This window comes from Buttiauxella noackiae ATCC 51607 (genome assembly GCF_001654865.1).
Taxonomy (GTDB): Bacteria; Pseudomonadota; Gammaproteobacteria; order Enterobacterales; family Enterobacteriaceae; genus Buttiauxella; species Buttiauxella noackiae.
Genome location: NZ_LXEO01000014.1, coordinates 192072 through 212945, shown reverse-complemented (window position 1 = coordinate 212945; position 20874 = coordinate 192072). Strand labels below are relative to the sequence as shown.

General features: G+C 52.0%; 12 protein-coding genes. 8 read left to right on the top strand and 4 right to left on the bottom strand.

The window, feature by feature from the left end; genetic code table 11:
- The first annotated feature begins 130 nt into the window (after window positions 1-130).
- The 3 genes from M979_RS06160 to M979_RS06150 are packed head-to-tail and all read left to right on the top strand — an operon-like array spanning window position 131 to window position 6555.
- Window positions 131-1450 carry an SrfA family protein gene (locus M979_RS06160; RefSeq protein WP_064554131.1) on the top strand — a complete coding sequence of 440 codons (1320 nt, stop codon included), beginning with the start codon at window positions 131-133 and terminating at the stop codon, window positions 1448-1450.
- A 3-nt stretch (window positions 1451-1453) separates the two neighbouring features.
- Entirely contained in the window at window positions 1454-4426 is a 2973-nt protein-coding gene (locus M979_RS06155; protein WP_064554130.1) for a virulence factor SrfB, read from the top strand.
- The gene (locus tag M979_RS06150) at window positions 4423-6555 is read left to right on the top strand and encodes a virulence factor SrfC family protein (RefSeq protein WP_064554129.1); all 2133 of its coding nucleotides are present in this window, start codon (window positions 4423-4425) and stop codon (window positions 6553-6555) included. Before M979_RS06155 ends, M979_RS06150 begins: the two co-directional genes overlap by 4 nt.
- Before the next feature lie 47 nt (window positions 6556-6602).
- Here the strand turns inward: M979_RS06150 and M979_RS06145 are convergent, their stop codons facing one another.
- Window positions 6603-7568: an NmrA/HSCARG family protein gene (locus M979_RS06145; protein ID WP_064554128.1), complete on the bottom strand. Its 966-nt coding sequence runs from the start codon at window positions 7566-7568 to the stop codon at window positions 6603-6605.
- 92 nt (window positions 7569-7660) lie between these two features.
- On the opposite strand from M979_RS06145, the gene M979_RS06140 reads away from it, so the two are divergent.
- Both M979_RS06140 and M979_RS06135 read left to right on the top strand, forming a co-directional pair.
- Window positions 7661-8563 (top strand): LysR family transcriptional regulator, encoded by a 903-nt coding sequence (locus tag M979_RS06140; protein ID WP_064554127.1) that lies wholly within the window; start codon window positions 7661-7663, stop codon window positions 8561-8563.
- 83 nt (window positions 8564-8646) lie between these two features.
- Window positions 8647-10113: an aldehyde dehydrogenase gene (locus tag M979_RS06135; protein ID WP_064554126.1), complete on the top strand. Its 1467-nt coding sequence runs from the start codon at window positions 8647-8649 to the stop codon at window positions 10111-10113.
- 30 nt (window positions 10114-10143) lie between these two features.
- On the opposite strand, the gene M979_RS06130 is transcribed toward M979_RS06135, so the two are convergent.
- Together M979_RS06130 and M979_RS06125 are read right to left on the bottom strand one after the other, a co-directional pair.
- Window positions 10144-10932: an AraC family transcriptional regulator gene (locus tag M979_RS06130; RefSeq protein WP_064554125.1), complete on the bottom strand. Its 789-nt coding sequence runs from the start codon at window positions 10930-10932 to the stop codon at window positions 10144-10146.
- A gap of 16 nt (window positions 10933-10948) precedes the next feature.
- On the bottom strand, window positions 10949-11506 hold the full coding sequence (locus tag M979_RS06125; RefSeq protein ID WP_064554124.1) for a kinase inhibitor: 558 nt from the start codon (window positions 11504-11506) through the stop codon (window positions 10949-10951).
- Between the two features lie 526 nt (window positions 11507-12032).
- Between M979_RS06125 and M979_RS06120 the strand changes: the two genes are divergently transcribed.
- Entirely contained in the window at window positions 12033-13763 is a 1731-nt protein-coding gene (locus M979_RS06120) for an ABC-F family ATP-binding cassette domain-containing protein (protein WP_064554123.1), read from the top strand.
- 82 nt (window positions 13764-13845) lie between these two features.
- Here the strand turns inward: M979_RS06120 and M979_RS06115 are convergent, their stop codons facing one another.
- A complete protein-coding gene (locus tag M979_RS06115; protein WP_064554122.1) occupies window positions 13846-15537 on the bottom strand; it encodes a methyl-accepting chemotaxis protein in 1692 nt (563 codons plus the stop codon).
- Window positions 15538-15784: 247 nt separating this feature from the next.
- On the opposite strand from M979_RS06115, the gene M979_RS06110 reads away from it, so the two are divergent.
- Together M979_RS06110 and M979_RS06105 are read left to right on the top strand one after the other, a co-directional pair.
- Window positions 15785-18082 (top strand): FdhF/YdeP family oxidoreductase, encoded by a 2298-nt coding sequence (locus M979_RS06110; protein ID WP_064554121.1) that lies wholly within the window; start codon window positions 15785-15787, stop codon window positions 18080-18082.
- 307 nt (window positions 18083-18389) lie between these two features.
- Window positions 18390-20780, top strand: a complete 2391-nt coding sequence (locus M979_RS06105) for a glucose/quinate/shikimate family membrane-bound PQQ-dependent dehydrogenase (protein ID WP_064554120.1) — start codon at window positions 18390-18392, stop codon at window positions 20778-20780.
- Window positions 20781-20874: the final 94 nt, after the last annotated feature.

Below are 20874 nucleotides of genomic sequence, written 5' to 3'. Positions count from 1 at the left end.
GACTTAAGTGCAATCCGCCGATAATTAGAAAAAAGACCCGTCTCTTCCGCCGTTTAGTTGCGCAAAGTTTCAGTAAAGTGGAAAGCGTGAAGATGGCTCATGCGGAGCCGAAAACAGCAGGATTGATGACGTGGCAAAAACATTATTGCGCAGCGGATGCTTAGATGATTTCCTTTCGCTTGGGGAAAACGGGCAGACGGTATTCGACTCAGCGCTACAAATTCGCGAAACACTCCGTTTACGCAAACAGCAAGCGGTGGTCGATAGCCTGGCGATACCTCAACCAAACGATGAAGGCGATCGTGTTGACTGGTACGCCCCCTTTGAAGGCAGCGTTGTTAGTTGGGCTGCGGCCAGTGATGAACAACGCAAAAAAGCGCTGCGCTACCTCGATAACTGCCAGGCCAACGTCGCCTCGCTGATTCAGCGTTGCCAACAGGCGGAAAAAACCTCCATCCAGCTTTTTGGCTCGTTACTCGCCAATACAATGCAGTTTCCGGGCAGCCAACATGTTTATCTGGTTGACGGTAAACCGGTCATCACTTTTTGGGGCTTTGTCAGCCTTAACAATAGCGCCCGTCCTGATCCACTGGATTGCTTGCGCATGACTGAAGAACACGAGCCGGTTATTGAATTCCTGCCAGAACCGCCAACTGCTGCTGTAGTGGTGTTAAGCGAACCCGATGAACCGCTCTACTCCGTGGCAGCACTCACGCCTGCGGTACCTCGAATTGACGAAACATTGGTATCAGTACCGGAGCCTGAGGTTACGCGCGAAACACCCGTCGCGAAAAAACCGAAACGCTGGTTGCTCCCTGTTGCAGCCGCCATCATCGCCTGCATCGCCGCCCCGCTCTCTTATTATCTGGTATCGGCGCCACATGCCGAACCTTTAGCCCAGAAACCAGCGGAAGTTAAACCTCAGACCATCGCTCCAGCAGTCATTCAGGCAGAACCCGTGGCCCATGTTTCTACTTTGCCTGTCGCTCAAGCTGCAGTCGTTGAACCACCAGCACCGGAACCAGAAGCTGCTGCCGTTGCAACAACACCAGCAGCTGAGATACCTAAAGGCGCACTGGTTTTACCGGCTGATTCGCTAAAAATTGGTTCGACTAAATTCCTCAACGGCAACTGGCGTGTGGCCATCAACGTTAAAGATTCCATCACTGGCAAACCGCCTACGCTGCGTTATCAAATTGCCAACAACAAAGGCAATGTCCGGCTGGTGCATGGCGACAATATCGTCTGCAAAGCAGAAGTATTCTCAGGGCTGATGCAGTCCGGTACGTTGATGATCAAAACCCGTGGCAACGCACGTTGTAGCGATGGCTCACGCTACCCGCTGCCGGAAATATCCTGCAAACCAGGCGAGAACGATGTCGCTCAGTGCAGTGGGCGCTACGAGGAGGACACTGTGGTTCCTGTGACATTTAAAAAAGTGGGTGATTAATCAATGTTTGCCACTCTGTACCCTTACAAGTCGAGCGTGACGCTCATTAAAGACAGCGGCATTCAGTTCCTGGATTTCGGCCTTGCTCCACAGCCTAATGCTCCGCATACCGGGCGCTTTGTGCGTAAAACGGCGAACGGCCCGCTGTTACGCCTGGATTACGATGTCGTGCCAGGAAAGTTTACTCTGCCAGGCACACAGGGTTCGGCTCCTGAGGTCGTGAAACCAGAAAGCACTATTACACTTGGCCATTCCCTAAAACTGCTGGATAAAACCTGGCTGCCGCTGCCGTTTTTGCGTTTTAACCCGCCACGTACTTTTGTGGGCGGCCCGGATAACTGGGCACGCGTGCAGATTCGTTGCCTTGAAACACCTGATTCAGCTGGTAACACCGTACGCATTACTATCGCACTGGATACAAAAATCCTGGCCGATGATAACCCTGCGGCCCATTTGGCTCCCACACAAAATGATGTCCGTAACGGAGCCCGTTTTGCCCTTGCGTGGCACAACGAAGAAATTAACGATTTTATCGATCAAACATGGGTCGATGGCTGGCTGCGTGAAGTGTTCACGCAATTTGCCACACGCCACGAATCCAGAACAGAGCGTGAAATTAGCAACGCGCTGAAAACCTTCGAGTACCAGGCGCACTATCTCAATATTATCGAAATGCTTGGCTCGCAGCTTTGCGTGCCAGAAGTGAAAATTGTCACCGCCACGCTGCAAGCCCCGGCGATCCCTGTCGATCTGGTGCTGGATGTTGGCAATACCCACACCTGCGGCGTGTTGATTGAAGACCACGGCGAAGCTAACGACGGCCTGCGCCAGACCGCCGAGTTGCAGATTCGCTCGCTCAGCGAACCGCAAACCATCAATGATGCGATGTTTACCAGCCGTCTCGAATTCTCAGAAGCCAAATTCGGCAAACAGCATTTCTCAGTAGAAAGTGGCCGTGATGATGCGTTTTTCTGGCCGTCGATTGCCCGCGTTGGCGATGAAGCTCGCAGCATGGCTTCTGCCCGTTTGGGGACCGATGGCGCAAGTGGTATCTCCAGCCCGCGCCGTTATCTATGGGATGAAACTCCGGCCAACCAGGATTGGCGTTTTAGCCAAATGGGTGTGAAAACTCAGCGTGAACCGCTGGCAACCGCTTATCCCTTAATGAACCTGATGAATGACGACGGGCAACCGCTCTACTCATTACCTTTAGAAGACCGCCTGCCGGTGTTTTCGCCACAGTACAGTCGCAGTTCGTTAATGACGCTGATGCTCTGCGAACTGCTGGCTCAGGCGCTGATGCAGATTAACAGCGTCGGTTCGCGTCAGAGCATGGGGCATCTCAATGCACCACGTCAGCTACGCCATCTGATTCTGACACTGCCTTCGGCAATGCCAAAGCAGGAGCGTGAGATCTTCCGCCAGCGGATGCAAGAAGCAGTAGGTCTGGTGTGGAAAGCGATGGAATGGCACCCGACAGACGATGGTTTCACCAGCGATCGTGATTTCCAGAAAAGTATCGTCCCGGTGCCTGATGTGCAGATGGAATGGGACGAAGCCACCTGCGGGCAACTGGTGTGGCTCTATAATGAAGCGCTGGTCAACTATGCCGGGCAAACAGGTAACTTCTTTAAAAGCCTCGCACGCCCTGACCGCGAATTAGCCGCCGATGAACTGCCGGGCAAAACGCTGCGCGTCGCATCCATTGATATCGGTGGGGGCACTACCGATATGGCTATCACCCAGTATCATCTTGATGATGGTGTTGGCAGCAATGTGAAAATTGCTCCGCGTCTCCTGTTCCGCGAAGGTTTTAAAGTCGCCGGTGATGACATTTTGCTGGATGTTATCCAGCGCTGTGTGCTCCCCGCATTACAGGCGCAAATTTACCAGGCCGGAGTGGTGGATACCACCGGTCTGATGACCACGTTGTTTGGCGAGTCCGGGCGCATGGATACACGAGGCACGCTGCGCCAGCAAACCGCGCTGCAACTGTTTATCCCTCTTGGGCACGCAGTGCTCTCTTATTGGGAAAACAGCGATCCCGACGATCGCCACGCAACACTCGAAGCGACATTTGGCGAACTGTTAGCCCAACGCCCAACAGACAACGTGATTAATTATGTTCAGCAGGCCGTGCAGCACGCGCTGCCTGCCGATGCCCCGGCATTTGATCTGTTCAGTGTGCCATTACATGTTGAACTGGCATCGTTACAAGAGGCGTTACTTGCAGGGCAATTCACTCTGACCGCCCCGCTTCAGGCGCTGTGTGAAGTGATAAGCCACTATTGTTGCGATGTGCTGCTGGTCACCGGGCGTCCGGCCTGCTTACCAGGCGTGCAGGCATTATTGCGTTACCAACAACCGGTACCCGTGAACCGCATCGTCTGGTTAGATAACTATCAGACTCATGAATGGTATCCATTTAGCCAACAAGGCCGTATTGGCAACCCGAAATCAACCGCCGCTGTGGGTGCCATGCTGTGCAGCCTGGCGATGGACTTGCGCCTGCCTGGCTTTAATTTCAAAGCCTCTGACATTCAGGCGTATTCCACAGTGCGTTATCTGGGCATGCTCGATGGCAATAACACCCTGGTGGATAAAAACGTCTGGTATCGCGATATCGATCTTGACGATCCGAAATCCACGCTCGATACGCGTCTGCATTTCCCGCTACGTGGAAATGCCTGTCTCGGTTTCCGCCAGCTTGACGATGCTCGCTGGCCTGCCACACCGCTGTATACACTGGCGATTAACTCACCTCAGTTGGCAAAAGAGATAGCCGGTGAAGGGGTGCTAAATGTGCGCCTGCAACAAACGCGCGAAGCCGATGCTTTTGTGCTGGCAGAAGCCTGGTTGCAGGATGGCAGTAAAGTGCCACTTAACCAGCTCAGTTTTAAATTGAATACTCTGGCAGGAAGCTATAGCGGAGCCAGCCATTACTGGATTGACAGCGGGAGCGTGTATCAAAAATGAATCCAAAAACCTCAACGCTGCACCCTTTAGTGAACTGGGTACAACAGACTCGCCAGAGTGCGCCACTGGTGGAAAATGAAGCCGATGGACTGCTGCATAAACTGGCAATATTCGAACAGCGCCAGCACCAGCTAGATCTCCAGGCGGAGCAACCACTAACTATTGGCTTATATGGCCACTCGGTCGCAGGCAAGCATCATCTATTGACCACGCTACTGGGCGATAATCATCAACGTATCGAGATTATGCTCGGCGGAAAAGTGCTGGATTATCTGACGCACATTAACCCAGGACATGCGCCGGGTATTGCCGTGCGTTTTACTCGCCGCGAACTGCCGGTTGTAGAACATTATCCATTGCTCATCACGCTGTGCAGCACCAGTACGCTTGCGCAACGTATGATTCGCCAGTACCACGCTACCAGTGCTACCCGTTTTGCGCAGCCTGAGGTGATCGCATTAAAGCTCAAAGAGTTACAGTCTCGCCGCCAGGCACAACCGATGCCGGGGCTGACGCAACTGCAATTTTCTGATATTGCACAAACTTATCAGCAACTGGTACGCCGCCAACATCATTTGGATAACACACTGTGGCAGCAAATGGCCGAGCTTCTGCCGTGGTTAAGCTGCGCCGATCAAGCCACGTTGCTGGCACCACTCTGGGGTGATAACGCCACCATTACCGCTCACTGGCAACATCTCGCACAGACGTTGAATCATTTAGGTTATGCCCACCAGGTTTTAGCTCCCGCCAGTTTGCTGGTGGATACATTCTTGCTTCCGGTAGAAGGCTTCTTGATCCCCACCACGCCTGATGAACCAGAAATGAGCGCAGACGTATTGGTTTGCCCTTTGCTCAACCAACAAACCGGGACACAGACCAGCCTTGCGCAGCAGGATTTACAGCAGTTGAGCGCTGAAATCACGCTTTCCCTTAACTACCAGCCGCGCCTGGCGCAGGTTGACGTGGTCGATATTCCTCTCGCACAACTTGATGATTACGCACAATATCTACAGCCCGATAAATTAGTGGTCTGCAATGCAGCAGCTGAGCGTCGGGAAGTGAATGCAGCGGGTAAAATGCTGGCGCGTTGGGTCGATAAAACCCAGGCCAGTAATGCCACAACACCGGGTCTGATTTGGGCGATCACCCCGCGCGATGCCCGTTTTAGCGGCGTTAACCTGGATGAAGGTGTGCAACGTGTTATAGGTCTGCCGGGTAAACGTTGGGGAACGCTACAAGCTCTTGATAGCCGTAATATGCACCGATTGCTGGAGTGGCTGGCCGACGCGCTGGTTCCTGCACAACGTAGACTGCGTATTGAGATGTTGCAGGCCGCGCTGAATACAGAAATCAACGCCCTGTTCACGCATATTATTGAAGACGAAAACCTCACACCTGAACGCGCGCGTTCTCAGGCTGAAGGTTTAGTGCGCGCACTGCAATCCCACGCGGCTCTTCATGGCGAACTACTGGCAAGCCTGCTGCCAGAACGCCATGTGTTCCAACAACGTTGGGTAAGCCACCAGCAATTACGTCGTCAACAGCCAGCTGGTTTCCATCTGGATATCGATCTGTTCGCAGAAGTAGACAGCAGCGAAGCACTAACGCGCAGCCCCGACAGCTTTGCCGACGTCGTACATCTGTTATGGATTAATCATCTGCGTCAGTTGGCAACGCGCCGCGAAGCCGCCCATCTCTCCGGGCTGGATAACACCCAACTACAGGCACTTTGCCAGTTGTTGATTGCCGCCAGTTATCGCCTGAAATTACCTGAACAGCTGGAGTCGGCATTACGTCACGGTGATGGCAGCATGGCGCAGGAAATCACCTGTGTAACCGCCGTATTGGGCGATTTTGTTAGCTGGTTGGGTTATGCCCATGTTGACCCAGCTTTGCGCCCGGCAAGTCGGGTGAACAAAGGCTCACCCGTGTTTGCACCACAAAAACAGGCGACCGCCTGCACCCGCCTGGTGCGTTTAGGTGAGCAACCTACACGTGGTAACACGCTCTATGTCTATGACTGGCTGGTGGCGCTCTATACCCGCGCGGTGGAAAACATCGGTTATCGCCATCCGTTGGGTGTGAGTGAGCAACAGCGCCAGCAGCTACGGACATTATTGGTTTAGGGTGGTGAAAGCGGTTGATATTGCTGCCGCTAATCCGACATATTCACTCAAAGCCCGAAAGTCTGACCATCACCCTGCCAGCCGGTAGTTTTTAGAAATTGCTCCCACGTCAACGCGTGCGGGTTAATCTGCCGGCTCCATAGCAGATCGCGATCCGGGCGGTAATAACCCTGTTCAACGGCATATTCGGCCATCCCGATCACTTCTTCCACTAACCCACCCATTTGCGCAAATGCCGGGAAATGGTTCAGCAATTCCTCACGTGTTACCGCTGAGCTATACACCGCCTTTTTGCCCGTTACACGGTTAAAGGTTTCGATCATCTCAGCAGGGGTGAGCATTTCGCCAATCACCGGTAAAGTGCAGCCAGCGTATTTGTCCTGGTTATTAAAAATCTCCAGCACCGCCGGGCCTGTTGCCGTCAGCGGGTCGACAAAAGGAGCGCGAAAATTCTCAGGCAAATAGATCGGGAAAATTAGCGTGTCATCGGCCTTACGCGGTTGGTAGTACTCAAGCAAGTTGGTATAGAAAAACGCCATCATAATGAATGAACTGGTGATAGGCAGCGTGCGGATGTACTCCTCTATCCGGCCTTTATCGGTAAAGTGCGGCACCCATTTTTTACCTTCGGTAATTTTCCCGACGTTTTCCAGGCTGCTGAAAACAAGATGCTTCACACCCGCTTCAACTGCGGCATCGGCAATTTCTTTGCCTAGTGCTGTTTCATGCGTCTGGGCGTTTACCGCGTCGGGAGTGATCCCAGGCGTCATCATAAATACGCCATACGCTCCTCGAAAAGCCTGAATAAACTCATCTTTGTGCCCCAAATCCAGCGGCACGTTGATTAACTCGGCCCCCAAACGGGCAAGCTCCTGCGCTTGCGGTGATTTTACCTGGCGGGTTAATGCCCGCACCTGATAGCGCTGGCTTTCCAGCAGAGAGCGGGCCACGCTGCGCCCTTGTTTACTGAGTGCACCCACTACTGTGATGATGGGTTTGTTGTTCGATACCATGATTTTCTCCTGACTATTCTGGACTGGCTTGAATTATCAGGACAACTAAGGGATAACTGAAATCGATTGTTTTATATTGAGGAATCCACCAGATGGATACCATGCGCTTGGATTTAAACTTGCTATTGACGCTGGAAGCCTTGCTTGCCGAGCAAAATGTCACTAAAGCCGCAGCAAGGCTGCACCTCAGCCAACCTGCCGTCAGCGCACAGTTAAACCGCCTGCGGGACATGTTTGACGATCCATTACTAATACCTGCGCGGCGAGGAATGACACCGACGGCAAAGGCGCTGGAGTTGATTGTCCCGGTGCGCGAGTCTCTTGATAAACTGCGGCATACGCTGCAATCCCACAAAGATTTTTACCCTGAACGAGCGAACCTCACCGTCACGATTAGCTGTACCGACTACACCCAGGCTGCCATTGTTATGCCGTTGGTGCTCGCTCTGCGGCAACGAGCTCCGGGCGTACGTATTGCCGCACGCCCCTACAATCCTCTTCAATTTGAGCAGCAACTGGCGAGTGGTGAAGTTGATATCGCCATTGCGTCACCCGATGCGACGAAAGCACATCTGCGCTCCTGCCACTTGTTTGATGAAACTTATGTGTTGATCGGACGACAAGGTCATCCGGCGCTTAAAGAAAACCTGACCATAGAGGAATTTGTTGAACTGGAGCATGTGATTGTTTCACCCTCCGGAGGCAGCTTTACCACGCCAATAGACGATGCACTCGCAACTTTCGGGCATAAACGAAATGTGGTGATGTCGGCGGCAACCTTTATGTTTGTACCGCAAATCGTCTCGGTGAGTGATTTAGTGGCATTGGTTCCGCGTCGCTTATTGCTGGCACAACCGCAACAGCTGGCGGTGACTGAATTACCGTGGCTTGCCGAGCAATTTAACGTAAGCCTGGTCTGGCACGAACGCAGCCATGGGCACGCCGGGCATCGATGGGTTAGAGAGTTGATTACGCAGATTATGTCGCATTCGTAAGCATATTAAATTGCTGGGAAAACGATTTAATCCTCACTACACTCGATGACACCTTAACATTTAAATAACAAAAGAGGTGTCATATGCAGAACACGTCCCCTGTCTCTATTTCTATGCTTATCAATGGAATGCCCGTCGCGGCACACAATCAGGCCACCTTTGAACGTCGTAATCCGCTAGATGAACAGGTTGCCACAATAGCGCCTGCTGCCAGTGTCAATGACGCTCGTGCAGCCGTCGAAGCCGCAGGAAAGGCATTTACCACCTGGTCACAAACCGGGCCAAACCAGCGGCGAGCATTGCTTTTAAAAGCCGCTGACGCGCTGGAAGCTAAACAAGCTGCCTTTGTTGCCGCGATGGCCGCCGAAACCGGTGCAACGGCACAATGGGCTGAATTTAACGTGCATCTGGGGGCCGGAATTTTGCGTGAAGCAGCGGCTCTTACCACACAAATTAATGGTGAAGTTATTCCATCAGATGTGCCAGGAAACCTGGCAATGGCAATCCGCCAACCTGCGGGTGTAGTACTGGGAATGGCCCCCTGGAATGCGCCGGTGATTCTCGGCGTGCGGGCTATCGCCACCCCTCTGGCCTGCGGTAATTGTGTGGTGCTGAAAGGATCGGAAATCTCCCCAGCAACGCACGGTTTGATCATCGATGCGCTCAATGAGGCTGGTTTCCCGGCGGGCGTGGTCAATTTCATCACCAACGCGCCGCAAGATGCTGCAAGCGTAGTGGAAGCCATGATCGCCCACCCGGCCGTGCGTCGCGTCAATTTCACCGGTTCGACACACGTCGGACGAATTATCGCGCAAACTTGTGCTCGCTATCTCAAACCAGTGGTTTTGGAGCTGGGTGGCAAAGCACCGTTACTGGTTTTACATGATGCTGATATTGATTTAGCGGTGAATTGCGCGGCGTTCGGGGCTTTCGCCAACTCCGGGCAAATCTGCATGTCTACCGAGCGTATTATCGTTGATGAACAGATCGCCGATGAGTTTGTAGCAAAATTTGCCGCCAAAGCGATGAGTTTGCCGTGCAGTGACCCACGCCTCGGCCCTACCGTGTTGGGTTCAGTGGTGGATGTGCAGACGGTTTCCCGTTGCAATGATTTGATTGATGATGCATTGGCGAAAGGGGCAAAACTGGTTGCCGGTGGCAAAGCGGACTCCACATTAATGCCCGCTACAGTGCTGGACTTTGTCACTAATGAAATGCGCATTTACCACGAAGAATCCTTCGGCCCGGTAAAAGGGATTATCCGTGCGAAAAGCGATGATGAAGCGCTGGCGATCGCCAACGACAACGATCTGGGGCTTTCTGCAGCAGTGTTCTCTCGTGATAACGCACGCGCATGGAATATTGCCAGCCGTATTCAGAGCGGGATCTGCCATATCAACAGCCCAACGGTACATGACGAAGCACAGATGCCATTCGGTGGCCTTAAGGATTCCGGCTACGGGCGTTTTGGCGGACTTGCTGGGGTGCACGAGTTTACCGAATTACGCTGGATAACCATGCAAACACAGCCACGTCCATTGCCATTCTGAGTGGGTAAAACGTCCGCTAGCCTGTGGTTGCTAACGGACGTTTTTCGGCAGGCAACCATAGTGCTGCCGGAAACGGGCGGTAAAGCGCGAACTGGATAGATAACCGCTTCGGGAGGCAATTTCCCCGATCGGCAGCGCCGTCGTCTGGAGTTGCCCTAATGCATACGACATGCGCACCTCTTCAATAATTTGCCGGTAACTCAAGGACTCCTGTTGCAGCCTTCTGCGTAACGTTGAGGTTCCCAAAGAGAGATGGCGAGCAATATCTTGCGCCGTCCAGGGTTTTGCTGGTGACAGCATAATAATTTGCCGCACTTGCTCCGCGAGATTGAAACGGCGCTCAATCAACAGCGGCCCCGCCAGGCCGTCATGATGGAGCGCCAGCAACAGCCCCATCGCCTGGTGTTCCTGGAGTTGCGCGGGTAAATCATGGCGTACGGCACTCAACAAATTCTGCCACATAAAAGAGAGCCCGCTGCTCATCGGCGCGCATAAAGAGGTGTGCCTGGCCTGTGGGAAATCCTGAATATACTGGGCTTTAAACGCGGTGAGTAATTCCGCACAGAGCAGCAATAAGTCGGAGCGAAATACCCCTTGCGCGGGCTGGTTAACAATCTCCAGCTCCGTATTTGCCGGAATAATAATCAGCTCATCAGGCGTGGCAACCAGCCGGTTACCATCCTGAATGATGATTTTGCTTCCCTGGGTAATGCGACAAATAGCCGGCGAGAAAAGCTTAACACGATGCAAGTGGTGCAACCGGCTGGAATAAACTTCCGCCGTCGTCAGATTCTTATGTTGAAAATGTAATTCCTGCACCGTGTTATCCCGCCTGTTATCTTCCGTATGATGCTGTTAATTCAGCTTTCGCAATGACGTTACTGTTTAGCATAAAACCAACCAACGCACCGCTCGCATTGCTATCGATTGGCAATTTATCGGTACTCAGTGCCCAGACGGTAAACTGATAACGATGAGGCTTTGCGCCTGCCGGTGGGCACGCGCCGCCAAAGCCGGAATAACCAAAATCATTACGCCCTTGAACAGCACCGGCGGGCAGCTCTGTTTTTGCACTATCTCCGGCACCGGTCGGGATGGCGTGGATATCTGCAGGAATATTTACTACGGTCCAGTGCCACCACCCGCTACCGGTTGGCGCATCGGGATCATAAACCGTAATCGCATAGCTTTTTGTACCTACTGGCGGATTCTTCCAGGCCAGTTGTGGGGAAATATTGCCGCCACTACAGCCAAAACCCTGGAAAACCTGGTTTTCGGTTAAGCGGTGATCCTTTGGAATGTCGGTGCTGCTGAGGCTGAATGCAGGCGCGGCTGAAACACTAAAACTGATTGCGACCAAAACACCTGCGGCCAGAGTTGCGATTCTTTTCATTGTTTGTCCTCCTTTGAGTGAGAAGCCTCAATGTAAAGCGAACCGCAAATCTGCATTGTGCCCTTACGACTTTATTTTGTGCCGAAACGCTCAATCAGCTTTTTCGCTGAAAACCCTTCTTCTTTGCCATTCTGCAACGGAATGCCAAAGTGGTGAAACTCGTGCTTAACGGTATCTTTCATCGCGAACATTCACTCATTTAAATTTTGATCTCTGCGCTAATAATACGATAACGGTTGCAGGTCAAAAATCGGTAGCTGGAAATTATTCATGCTTTCTGCCAGGATTTGCTTATTCATCAACCAACTGAATATATAAGGAGGAACCCATGCTGCTGTTTCGTGAAATTTTGTTTATTTCACATACCTTTGGTGATCGTCATAGCTCAAGCGTTATCGATATCGCACTGCGATAATCCGGCTTGAGCGAAGCAACCAACTGCAACCCCTTCCCTCGGGCTTACCGGGTTATCGTCAGCCATATTTGACGAGGCGTTTTCGCGCCTGTAACTCTTGAGTAAGCAACAATGAGCACATTATTAACCGCACAATCCCTGAGTCTTGATACCGCTTTTGGCCCTCTGCTGGCTGACATCACCTTTACGCTTAAAAAAGGCGATCGCCTGGGCTTAATTGGTCACAACGGCTGTGGTAAAAGCACCCTACTTAAATTGCTTGATGGCACCATCGCCCCCAACAGTGGCAGTGTGACGCGCGCGCATCACTGCTTGTTGGCGCGTGTCGAACAGCATTTGCCTGAAGATTTACATTCACTCACCTTACTTGAAGCCGTCATAGCGCGACTGAGTGATGCACAACAACATACCGATGGCTGGCGAGCACAGGCTCTATTAGCCAACATGGGTTTTGATGAAAGTGCATGGCAACTCACCGCCGGAACGCTAAGCGGCGGGCAACACACACGCTTATTATTGGCGCGCGCGTTGATATCCGAGCCGGACCTCTTGCTGCTTGATGAACCAAGCAACCACCTCGATTTGCCCACACTACTGTGGCTGGAGCAGTTCTTACGTCACTGGAACGGCAGCTTTGTATTGGTTTCTCACGACCAACATCTGTTGGATAACGTCACCAACGGCACATGGATCCTGCGCGACCACGGGCTCAGTTTCTTCCAGCTACCCTGCTCTGCGGCCCGCGCTGCTCTTGAAGAGCGGGACCGTACCGATGCACACCGCCATCAGTCCGAGCAAAAGGAAATTGATCGCATTGCGGCCAGTGCGAAACGTCTGGCCATTTGGGGAAAAGTCTACGACAACGAAGACCTCGCTCGTAAAGCAAAGCAAATGGAAAAACGCATCGACAAACTAAAGGATAGCCAAACCGAGCTAAATGCCACGAACCTGTGGCAGTTGATACTCAAAGGCGAAGCGTTACCGGCAGACAGATTGCTGGAAATGGAAAACCTGGCGGTCAGCCCTGCACCCGATTCCCCACAACTGTTCAAGCTGCCAATGCAACGCCTGAAAAGTGGTGATCGGGTGGCAATAATCGGCAAGAACGGATGCGGAAAATCATCTTTATTGCGCCTGCTGTGGCAGCATTATCAGCAGTCGCAAGATGAGTCCTCAATCCGTCTGCATCCACGTGTAGAAATGGGTTATTACGACCAGACACTCCATCAGTTACGTGACGGTGACACCTTGCTCGAAGCGCTGGAGCCTTTCGCAGCGTTAACCGAGCGCGATCGCAAAATGGCGTTAATCAGCGCCGGTTTTGCCTGGTTACGCCATGGGCAAACGGTCAGCACTTTGAGCGGTGGCGAACGTTCCCGATTGCTCTTTGTTGGACTGACTCTTGCGCGCTATTCGCTGTTACTTCTTGATGAGCCAACCAACCACCTGGATATGGAAGGCAAAGAGGCGCTGGCCCAAACGCTGCAGAGTTTTGACGGTGGCGTGTTGCTGGTCACACACGATCGGACATTAATCGCTAAAAGCTGTAACCGCTTCTGGTTGATTGATAATGGCGAATTAAGTGAATGGCACTCGCTGGAGGGACTGTATGCGCAGCTGACGAATGAAAATGCCGAAATTGTGACAACGTCACATAAAGACGAGTCATCAACGGCGGTTCAGGTTCATTCGGAAACAGAAACCTGGCTTGAACGCCTGGTTGAGCTGGAGGAGAAACTTGCGCAGGATTTAGCGCGTAAGCAAAGCCACCAGAAACCAGCGCTTCAGCAGCAATGGCGGAAAGAAATAGCCGCACTTAATCTGCGGCTGGAACTCGAGTAAGCATTAGTAACGGATGTCGCGGCGCTAATCCGACGCGTTATACGGTGGATTAGCGCAAGCGACATCCACCGATTCGCATTAACTAAAATGTTGCCCAGTTATCGTCTTCATCTATAACGGTTTTAGTCGTCTTAGAGAGGTTTTTTGGCTTTTCAGGCTCTGTTTTTACCCTATCGGATTGATGGCTTAAACGAAATGTTCCTACAGCGGCGGTCAGGCGCGCAGCCTGTTCCTCAAGAGAATTTGCCGCAGCCGTTGCTTCTTCAACCAATGCTGCATTCTGCTGTGTCACATTATCCATCTCGTTTATCGCGATCCCGACTTGCTCGATACCACGGCTTTGTTCATCCGACGCCGCCGCAATTTCCTGCATGATATCGGTGACACGTCGCACCGCACCGACAATATCCGTCATGGTTTCGCCGGCCTGGGCGACCTGGTTTGAGCCACTATCAATGAGCGATACCGATTCGCTGATAAGCCCCTCAATTTCTTTAGCGGCTTGGGCGCTGCGCTGTGCCAGGGTGCGTACTTCAGTTGCCACCACAGCAAAGCCGCGCCCTTGTTCACCGGCTCGCGCCGCTTCAACCGCCGCATTGAGTGCCAGAATATTGGTCTGGAACGCAATACTGTTGATGACTGCGGTTATCTCGGAAATTTTCTTCGAACTGGTCGAGATATTGTTCATAGTTTTCACTACACCTGAAACAATGCGCCCACCGTCACCGGCTTTATGGGAGGCTTCTTCGGCAAGTCTGGTCGCGTGGTGAGCGTTATCTGCATTCTGTTTCACCGTGGCCGTTAACTGCTCCATACTGGCTGCCGTTTCTTCAAGTGCCGCCACTTGCTGTTCAGTACGCGCCGACAAGTCGGTGTTACCGGCAGAGATTTCACTGGTGCCCTGATAAATCGCCTCGGCCCCCATACGCACTTCACCCACCGTATTCACCAATGAAACCTGCATATCTTGCAAATTCTGATTAAGTTTGCCGATTTCACTGTTGCCGAACGATTGCAATGCCTGGGTTAAATCGCCCTGAGAGATATGTTCGATACGCGTTGCTGCCTGTTGCAGAGGTTGAATGACCACGCGGCGTAATACGACAAAGGTAAATATCGTCAGAAGCAATGCGATTGCGAATGCGCAAGCCATCACCATTACACTCAGATGTGACCGGGCTTGGGCTTGCTCATGAAGCGCAACTGCACGCTCGGTACGGATCTTCGCCGCTTGCTCTAACACCATGTTGTAGTCGGCATCCAGCTTACGGGCTTCTTCGTTTTCATGATTGATGATGGCCTCAAACATGCCGTTTTTGGCATATTTCATCATCGGTGCCATACCTTTATTAAGGTAGTCATCAAAGCGTGTGCGCAGTTGGCTATCCAGCGCCTCACCGGCCTCAACTTTATCTGTACGCGCCATATAAATATCAAAACTGGCCTGCGCTTGTTTAATCAGCTTTTCCGCCTCAGCGATATTAAATTTCATATCATCCATGTCGGCCACACGCCCGGCAGCCCCCGCATGAATGATATTTAGTCGTGCGCTACGCAAATTAGTCGAGCTTTCCGAAAGCCCAATACGCACCTGAATTTCGTTGGTCACGTCTTGCAGCGCTCTGTCGCTTTGAATCAAAAAATAGCTCGCAAGCCCAACGCATAAGGCGAACAGAACTAAAATCCCACCCAGAATCGAGGTAAACAGCGGCACTAATCGGATGTTGTGCCAGAAACGAACAGCCCCTTGTGGGGTGATTTTTGTAGTTGCCATGTCCTTGGTTTCTCTTTTTGTAAAAAGGTGTTTCTGTAAAAGAGTCATCGGCCATGAGAAACAAAAAATTGAATAAAAAGTTGTCGTTTTGTGGTGGGGTTAACAAATCATCGGCGAATAGATATACAGATCACAGTTTAACCATGTAACCAGTAAGGCTTACATTTAAGTTAAACCGGAGTAAACTGATTGTAACAGTTAATGGCGTAAACGCGTGCGGTCGCTCAAAGGACAACAATTAAGCGTTATGAAATTTAAATCTGCAATCAAGCCCTATCGCGCAGCAGCCGGTGGCTGGGGCTCTCTTGAAGCAACTACCCGCTTTGTTATCGACAGCAAACACGCCATAAAAAACCTGCGCAATTTGATGCGCATGAATAAAGCCAAAGGGTTTGACTGCCCAGGTTGTGCATGGGGCGATGACAATAAAAGTACCTTTAGCTTCTGTGAAAACGGCGCGAAAGCGGTGACATGGGAAGCCACTCGCCGCTTTATCGATAATGCGTTTTTTGCTAAACACAGTGTCAGTAATCTGTATCAACAAAGCGACTATTTCCTTGAATATCAAGGGCGACTTACTGAACCGTTGCGTTATAACCCCCAGACTGACCACTACGAAGCGATAAGTTGGGATGATGCACTGGCGCTTATCGGTCGGCATATTAAGGCACTCGATAACCCCAATCAGATGGAACTGTACACCTCGGGGCGCACCAGCAACGAAGCGTCTTATCTGTACCAGCTATTCGGCCGCATGGTGGGAACCAACAACTTCCCGGACTGCTCAAACATGTGCCACGAAGCCAGCGGTAGCGGACTTAAACGCAGCATTGGCGTCGGTAAAGGCACCATTCATTTAGATGATTTCGATAAGGCCAACGCCATTTTTGTGTTTGGCCAAAACCCGGGTACTAACCACCCGCGCATGTTGCATAGTTTGCGTCACGCAGCTGAAAATGGCGCACAAATTGTGACCTTCAATACCCTGCGTGAACGCGGTCTTGAGCGTTTTGCCGATCCGCAGAAACCGTTAGAAGTGGTGACACCACTGGCCGGTAAAATCAGTAGCGACTATTACCAACCAAATCTGGGCGGTGATATGGCCGCGATTCGCGGTATGGCAAAAGCGCTGCTGGAAACCCATCGTCAGAAACTTGAGAACGGCGATACGGGTATTTTCGATGAAACCTTTATTGCTGAGCACACTCATGGCGTTGACGCGTGGTTCGCTGAAATAGACAACACCTCATGGGAGCAGATTACCCATCAATCTGGATTGAGCGAGCAGCAATTACGCGATGCCGCGACTGTCTGGCAGCAGGCCGAACGTGTGATTTGCACCTGGGCGATGGGCGTTACCCAGCATAAACACTCCCTGAACACCGTACGTGAAATCGTTAACCTGCAACTTCTGGGCGGTCATCTCGGAAAGCCTGGCGCGGGCCTTTGCCCGGTACGTGGTCACAGTAACGTACAGGGCAACCGGACGATGGGCATTGATGAGAAACCTTCAGCAGCATTACTCGATAGCCTTGCAACACATTTTGGATTTGAACCGCCACGCACACATGGCCATAACACTGTTGAAGCTATCGCGGCAATGCTACGCGATGAAGTCAAAGTCCTGATTACACTTGGTGGCAACCTTGCGGCAGCAGCACCAGACAGCCCTCGCACTGAGGAAGCGCTGCAACGTTGCGGCTTGACGGTGCATATCAGCACCAAACTTAACCGTAGCCATGTTGTGCCCGGCAAAGAGTCACTGATTTTGCCAACGCTTGGTCGTACTGAAGAAGATATGCAAGACAGCGGGCGGCAGTTCATTACCGTTGAAGACTCATTCAGCATGGTGCACGCATCTGAAGGTATCGGGAAACCAATCGCGAATACGCAACGTTCAGAAACCGCAATTGTTTGTGGGATTGCTAACACGGTTCTGGGGAAAGAAAAGCTCGATTGGCTGGCATTGTCAGGGGATTACAATCTGATTCGCGATCATATTGCGGCCACCCTCCCAGGCTTTAAAGATTTTAACCAGCAGTGCGAAAAACCTGGGGGTTTCTACCTTGGTAACGCGGCTGCGGAATTGCGTTTTAATACCCCAACGGGGAAAGCAGAATTCAGTGCGGCCCCTCTTCCAGAATCACTATTTGGTGATTTGAAAGCCCCGTTTGCTCTGCAAACTTTACGCTCGCACGATCAGTACAACACCACAATTTACGGGTTAGACGACCGTTACCGTGGTGTTTATGGGCAACGTGAAGTGTTATTTATTAACCCAGAAGATCTTGCAGCACTTAAGTTGCACGAGGGTGACCTGGTCGATATCGAAACCATATGGAACGATGGCATCACGCGCAAAGTCAGTGGTTTTAAAATCGTGCCTTACAACATTCCGCGCGGCAATCTTGCCGCCTATTATCCTGAAACGAACCCATTGGTTCCTCTGACCAGTGTCGGCGACGGCACCGGAACACCAACGTCGAAATCAGTACCGGTAAAAATCAGCCGTGCTGCTCCCGTTGAAAGCCTGCGCATAGCTTAAGCCCCTCTTTCCTCTCAATATTTGTCGGGTAGCCTACGCTACCCGACCAGCCAACCCATTACGCTACCAATTCGCAATAAATGCGAGATTTCTCATTAACAACTTTGCAATACCATAACGGAAGATTATGATACCCCAACATTAACCATTTGGTTCGTTATGCGTAATTCCCTCTTGAGATAACGCTAAATACGGCCACCACGTGCGTTTATGTTTATACCAAAAGGTACAAATCAGACGATCTCCTGCAACAAGGAGACGTTGTTGCATATGAAGCTGAAGGAACAGGCTTCTACAGGAGAATGTTATGGCAAATTATACTCCCCCGCGCGGCCTGGCACTTGGGCTGCTGTGGGTTCTTGGCGCGCTAATGGCACTTATTGGCCTGGCGATCGGTATTGGCGGGGCTTATTTAGTTGCCCTGGGCGGCAGCTGGTATTTCTTGCTGATGGGCATTGTGATGTTCATTTCTGCCATTTTGATTATGAAAAAGAAAACTGCCGGGCTGGTGCTTTATGGTCAGGCATTCATCTGCTCAATATTTTGGGCGATTAGCGATGCAGGTTGGGACTTCTGGCCGCTGTTCTCGCGCCTGTTTACCTTTGCAGTGCTCGCCTTCCTTGCTGCCATTGCGTGGCCCATTTTACGTGCAACCAAAAGTACGGTTCCGGTAAAAAAAGGGCCGGCATATGGCATCGCCGCCCTGCTCGCCATTTGCATGTTGGTAAGCGCAGGCTGGATGTTTGTTCCGCAGGTTCAGGTTGCCGCCAATGAAGATGTACCGGTAAAACCCGTTACTCCTGATGAAGTACAAAAAGACTGGAAGCACTGGGGCAATACCACCCACGGTGACCGTTTTGCCGCCCTTGATCAAATCAACAAGGGTAATGTCTCCGATTTACAAGTAGCCTGGACGGCGCATACGGGTGATATCCCGCAAAGCAACGGCTCGGGTGCTGAAGACCAGAACACACCATTGCAGGTTGGCGACACACTTTTTGTCTGCACACCGTACAGCAAAGTACTGGCGTTGGATGTCGACTCCGGTAAAGAAAAATGGCGCTATGACAGCAAAGCCACAGCACCAAACTGGCAGCGCTGCCGTGGTTTAGGCTATTTCGAAGAAACAACTCAACAGGCTGCCGCTACTCTTGCCGAACCGGCGCAACCCGCTGCATGCCCTCGTCGCCTGTTCCTGCCCACTACCGATGCGCGCTTAATTGCCATCAATGCAGATAACGGCAAGCTGTGCGATGACTTTGGTGACCACGGTACGGTCGACCTGAAAGCGGGCATGGGTGAAGTTAAACCGGGCTATTACCAACAAACCTCTACGCCTCTTGTCGCAGGTAACGTGGTGGTCGTGGGTGGCCGCGTAGCAGATAACTTCTCCACCGGTGAGCCTCCGGGTGTGGTACGCGCTTATGATGTTCACACCGGTAAACTGGCATGGGCATGGGATCCGGGTAATCCGGCTATCACAGGATTACCGCCGGAAGGCCAGACTTATACGCGCGGCACACCAAACGTCTGGTCGGCCATGTCTTATGATGCAAAACTGGGTCTGATTTACCTGCCAACCGGTAACGCCACCCCTGATTTCTTTGGCGGCACGCGTACTGCACAGGACGATAAATACAGCTCATCTATTGTTGCAGTTGAAGCTACAACGGGCAAAGTACGCTGGCATTTCCAGACCACCCACCACGATTTGTGGGACTTCGACTTACCCTCACAGCCGCTGCTTTATGATTTACCCGATGGTAAAGGCAGCACTACGCCTGTGATTGTTCAGACCTCTAAACAGGGCATGATTTTCATGCTCAACCGCGAGACTGGCGAGCCGGTAGCTAAGGTAGAAGAGCGTCCTGTGCCGCAGGGTAATGTTGAAGGTGAACGTTATTCGAAAACCCAGCCGTATTCTGTCGGGATGCCCATGATTGGCAACGAAACCCTTAAAGAATCGGACATGTGGGGCGCAACCCCAATCGACCTGTTGATTTGCCGCATCGAGTTTAAAGGGATGCGCCACGAAGGGGTTTACACACCACCGGGCCTTGATCGCTCTTTGCAATATCCAGGCTCGCTAGGCGGGATGAACTGGGGCAGCGTTTCTGTTGACCCGAATAACAGCCTGATGTTCGTCAACGATATGCGTCTGGGGCTTGCAAACTACATGGTGCCTCGCGCCAATGTGGCGAAGAACGCCAGCGGTATCGAGATGGGGATTGTCCCAATGGACGGTACGCCATATGGCGCGATGCGCGAGCGTTTCCTTTCACCGCTGGGCATTCCGTGCCAGAAACCACCGTTTGGTACCATGTCGGCCATTGACCTGAAATCCGGGAAAGTCGTCTGGCAGGTTCCGGTAGGCACCGTTCAGGACACCGGGCCGCTCGGGATTCGTATGCATTTACCGATTCCAATTGGTATGCCTACGCTGGGTGCATCACTGTCGACTCAGTCTGGCCTGTTGTTCTTCGCGGGTACACAGGATTTCTATCTGCGCGCGTTTGATACAGCAAACGGCAAGGAAATCTGGAAATCACGTCTGCCGGTTGGTAGCCAATCAGGGCCGATGACCTATGTGTCACCAAAAACCGGTAAACAGTACATCGTGATTAACGCAGGCGGCGCACGTCAGTCTCCTGACCGTGGTGATTACATCATTGCTTACGCGTTGCCGGACGAAAAATAAGCAAAAAAGATATTATAACAAAGACCTACGTAGGTCGGATAAGCGTACCGCCATCCGACAACACTGGTGAAAATGGTGGATGACGCTTTCGCTT

Bases quoted from the DNA above. Each gene is read 5' to 3' on its own strand.
- M979_RS06140 (WP_064554127.1), top strand. From the start codon at position 7,661: ATGGATACCATGCGCTTGGATTTAAACTTGCTATTGACGCTGGAAGCC.
- M979_RS06120 (WP_064554123.1), top strand. From the start codon at position 12,033: ATGAGCACATTATTAACCGCACAATCCCTGAGTCTTGATACCGCTTTT.
- M979_RS06115 (WP_064554122.1), bottom strand. From the start codon at position 15,537: ATGGCAACTACAAAAATCACCCCACAAGGGGCTGTTCGTTTCTGGCAC.
- M979_RS06150 (WP_064554129.1), top strand. From the start codon at position 4,423: ATGAATCCAAAAACCTCAACGCTGCACCCTTTAGTGAACTGGGTACAA.
- M979_RS06155 (WP_064554130.1), top strand. From the start codon at position 1,454: ATGTTTGCCACTCTGTACCCTTACAAGTCGAGCGTGACGCTCATTAAA.
- M979_RS06110 (WP_064554121.1), top strand. From the start codon at position 15,785: ATGAAATTTAAATCTGCAATCAAGCCCTATCGCGCAGCAGCCGGTGGC.
- M979_RS06125 (WP_064554124.1), bottom strand. From the start codon at position 11,506: ATGAAAAGAATCGCAACTCTGGCCGCAGGTGTTTTGGTCGCAATCAGT.
- M979_RS06105 (WP_064554120.1), top strand. From the start codon at position 18,390: ATGGCAAATTATACTCCCCCGCGCGGCCTGGCACTTGGGCTGCTGTGG.
- M979_RS06145 (WP_064554128.1), bottom strand. From the start codon at position 7,568: ATGGTATCGAACAACAAACCCATCATCACAGTAGTGGGTGCACTCAGT.
- M979_RS06135 (WP_064554126.1), top strand. From the start codon at position 8,647: ATGCAGAACACGTCCCCTGTCTCTATTTCTATGCTTATCAATGGAATG.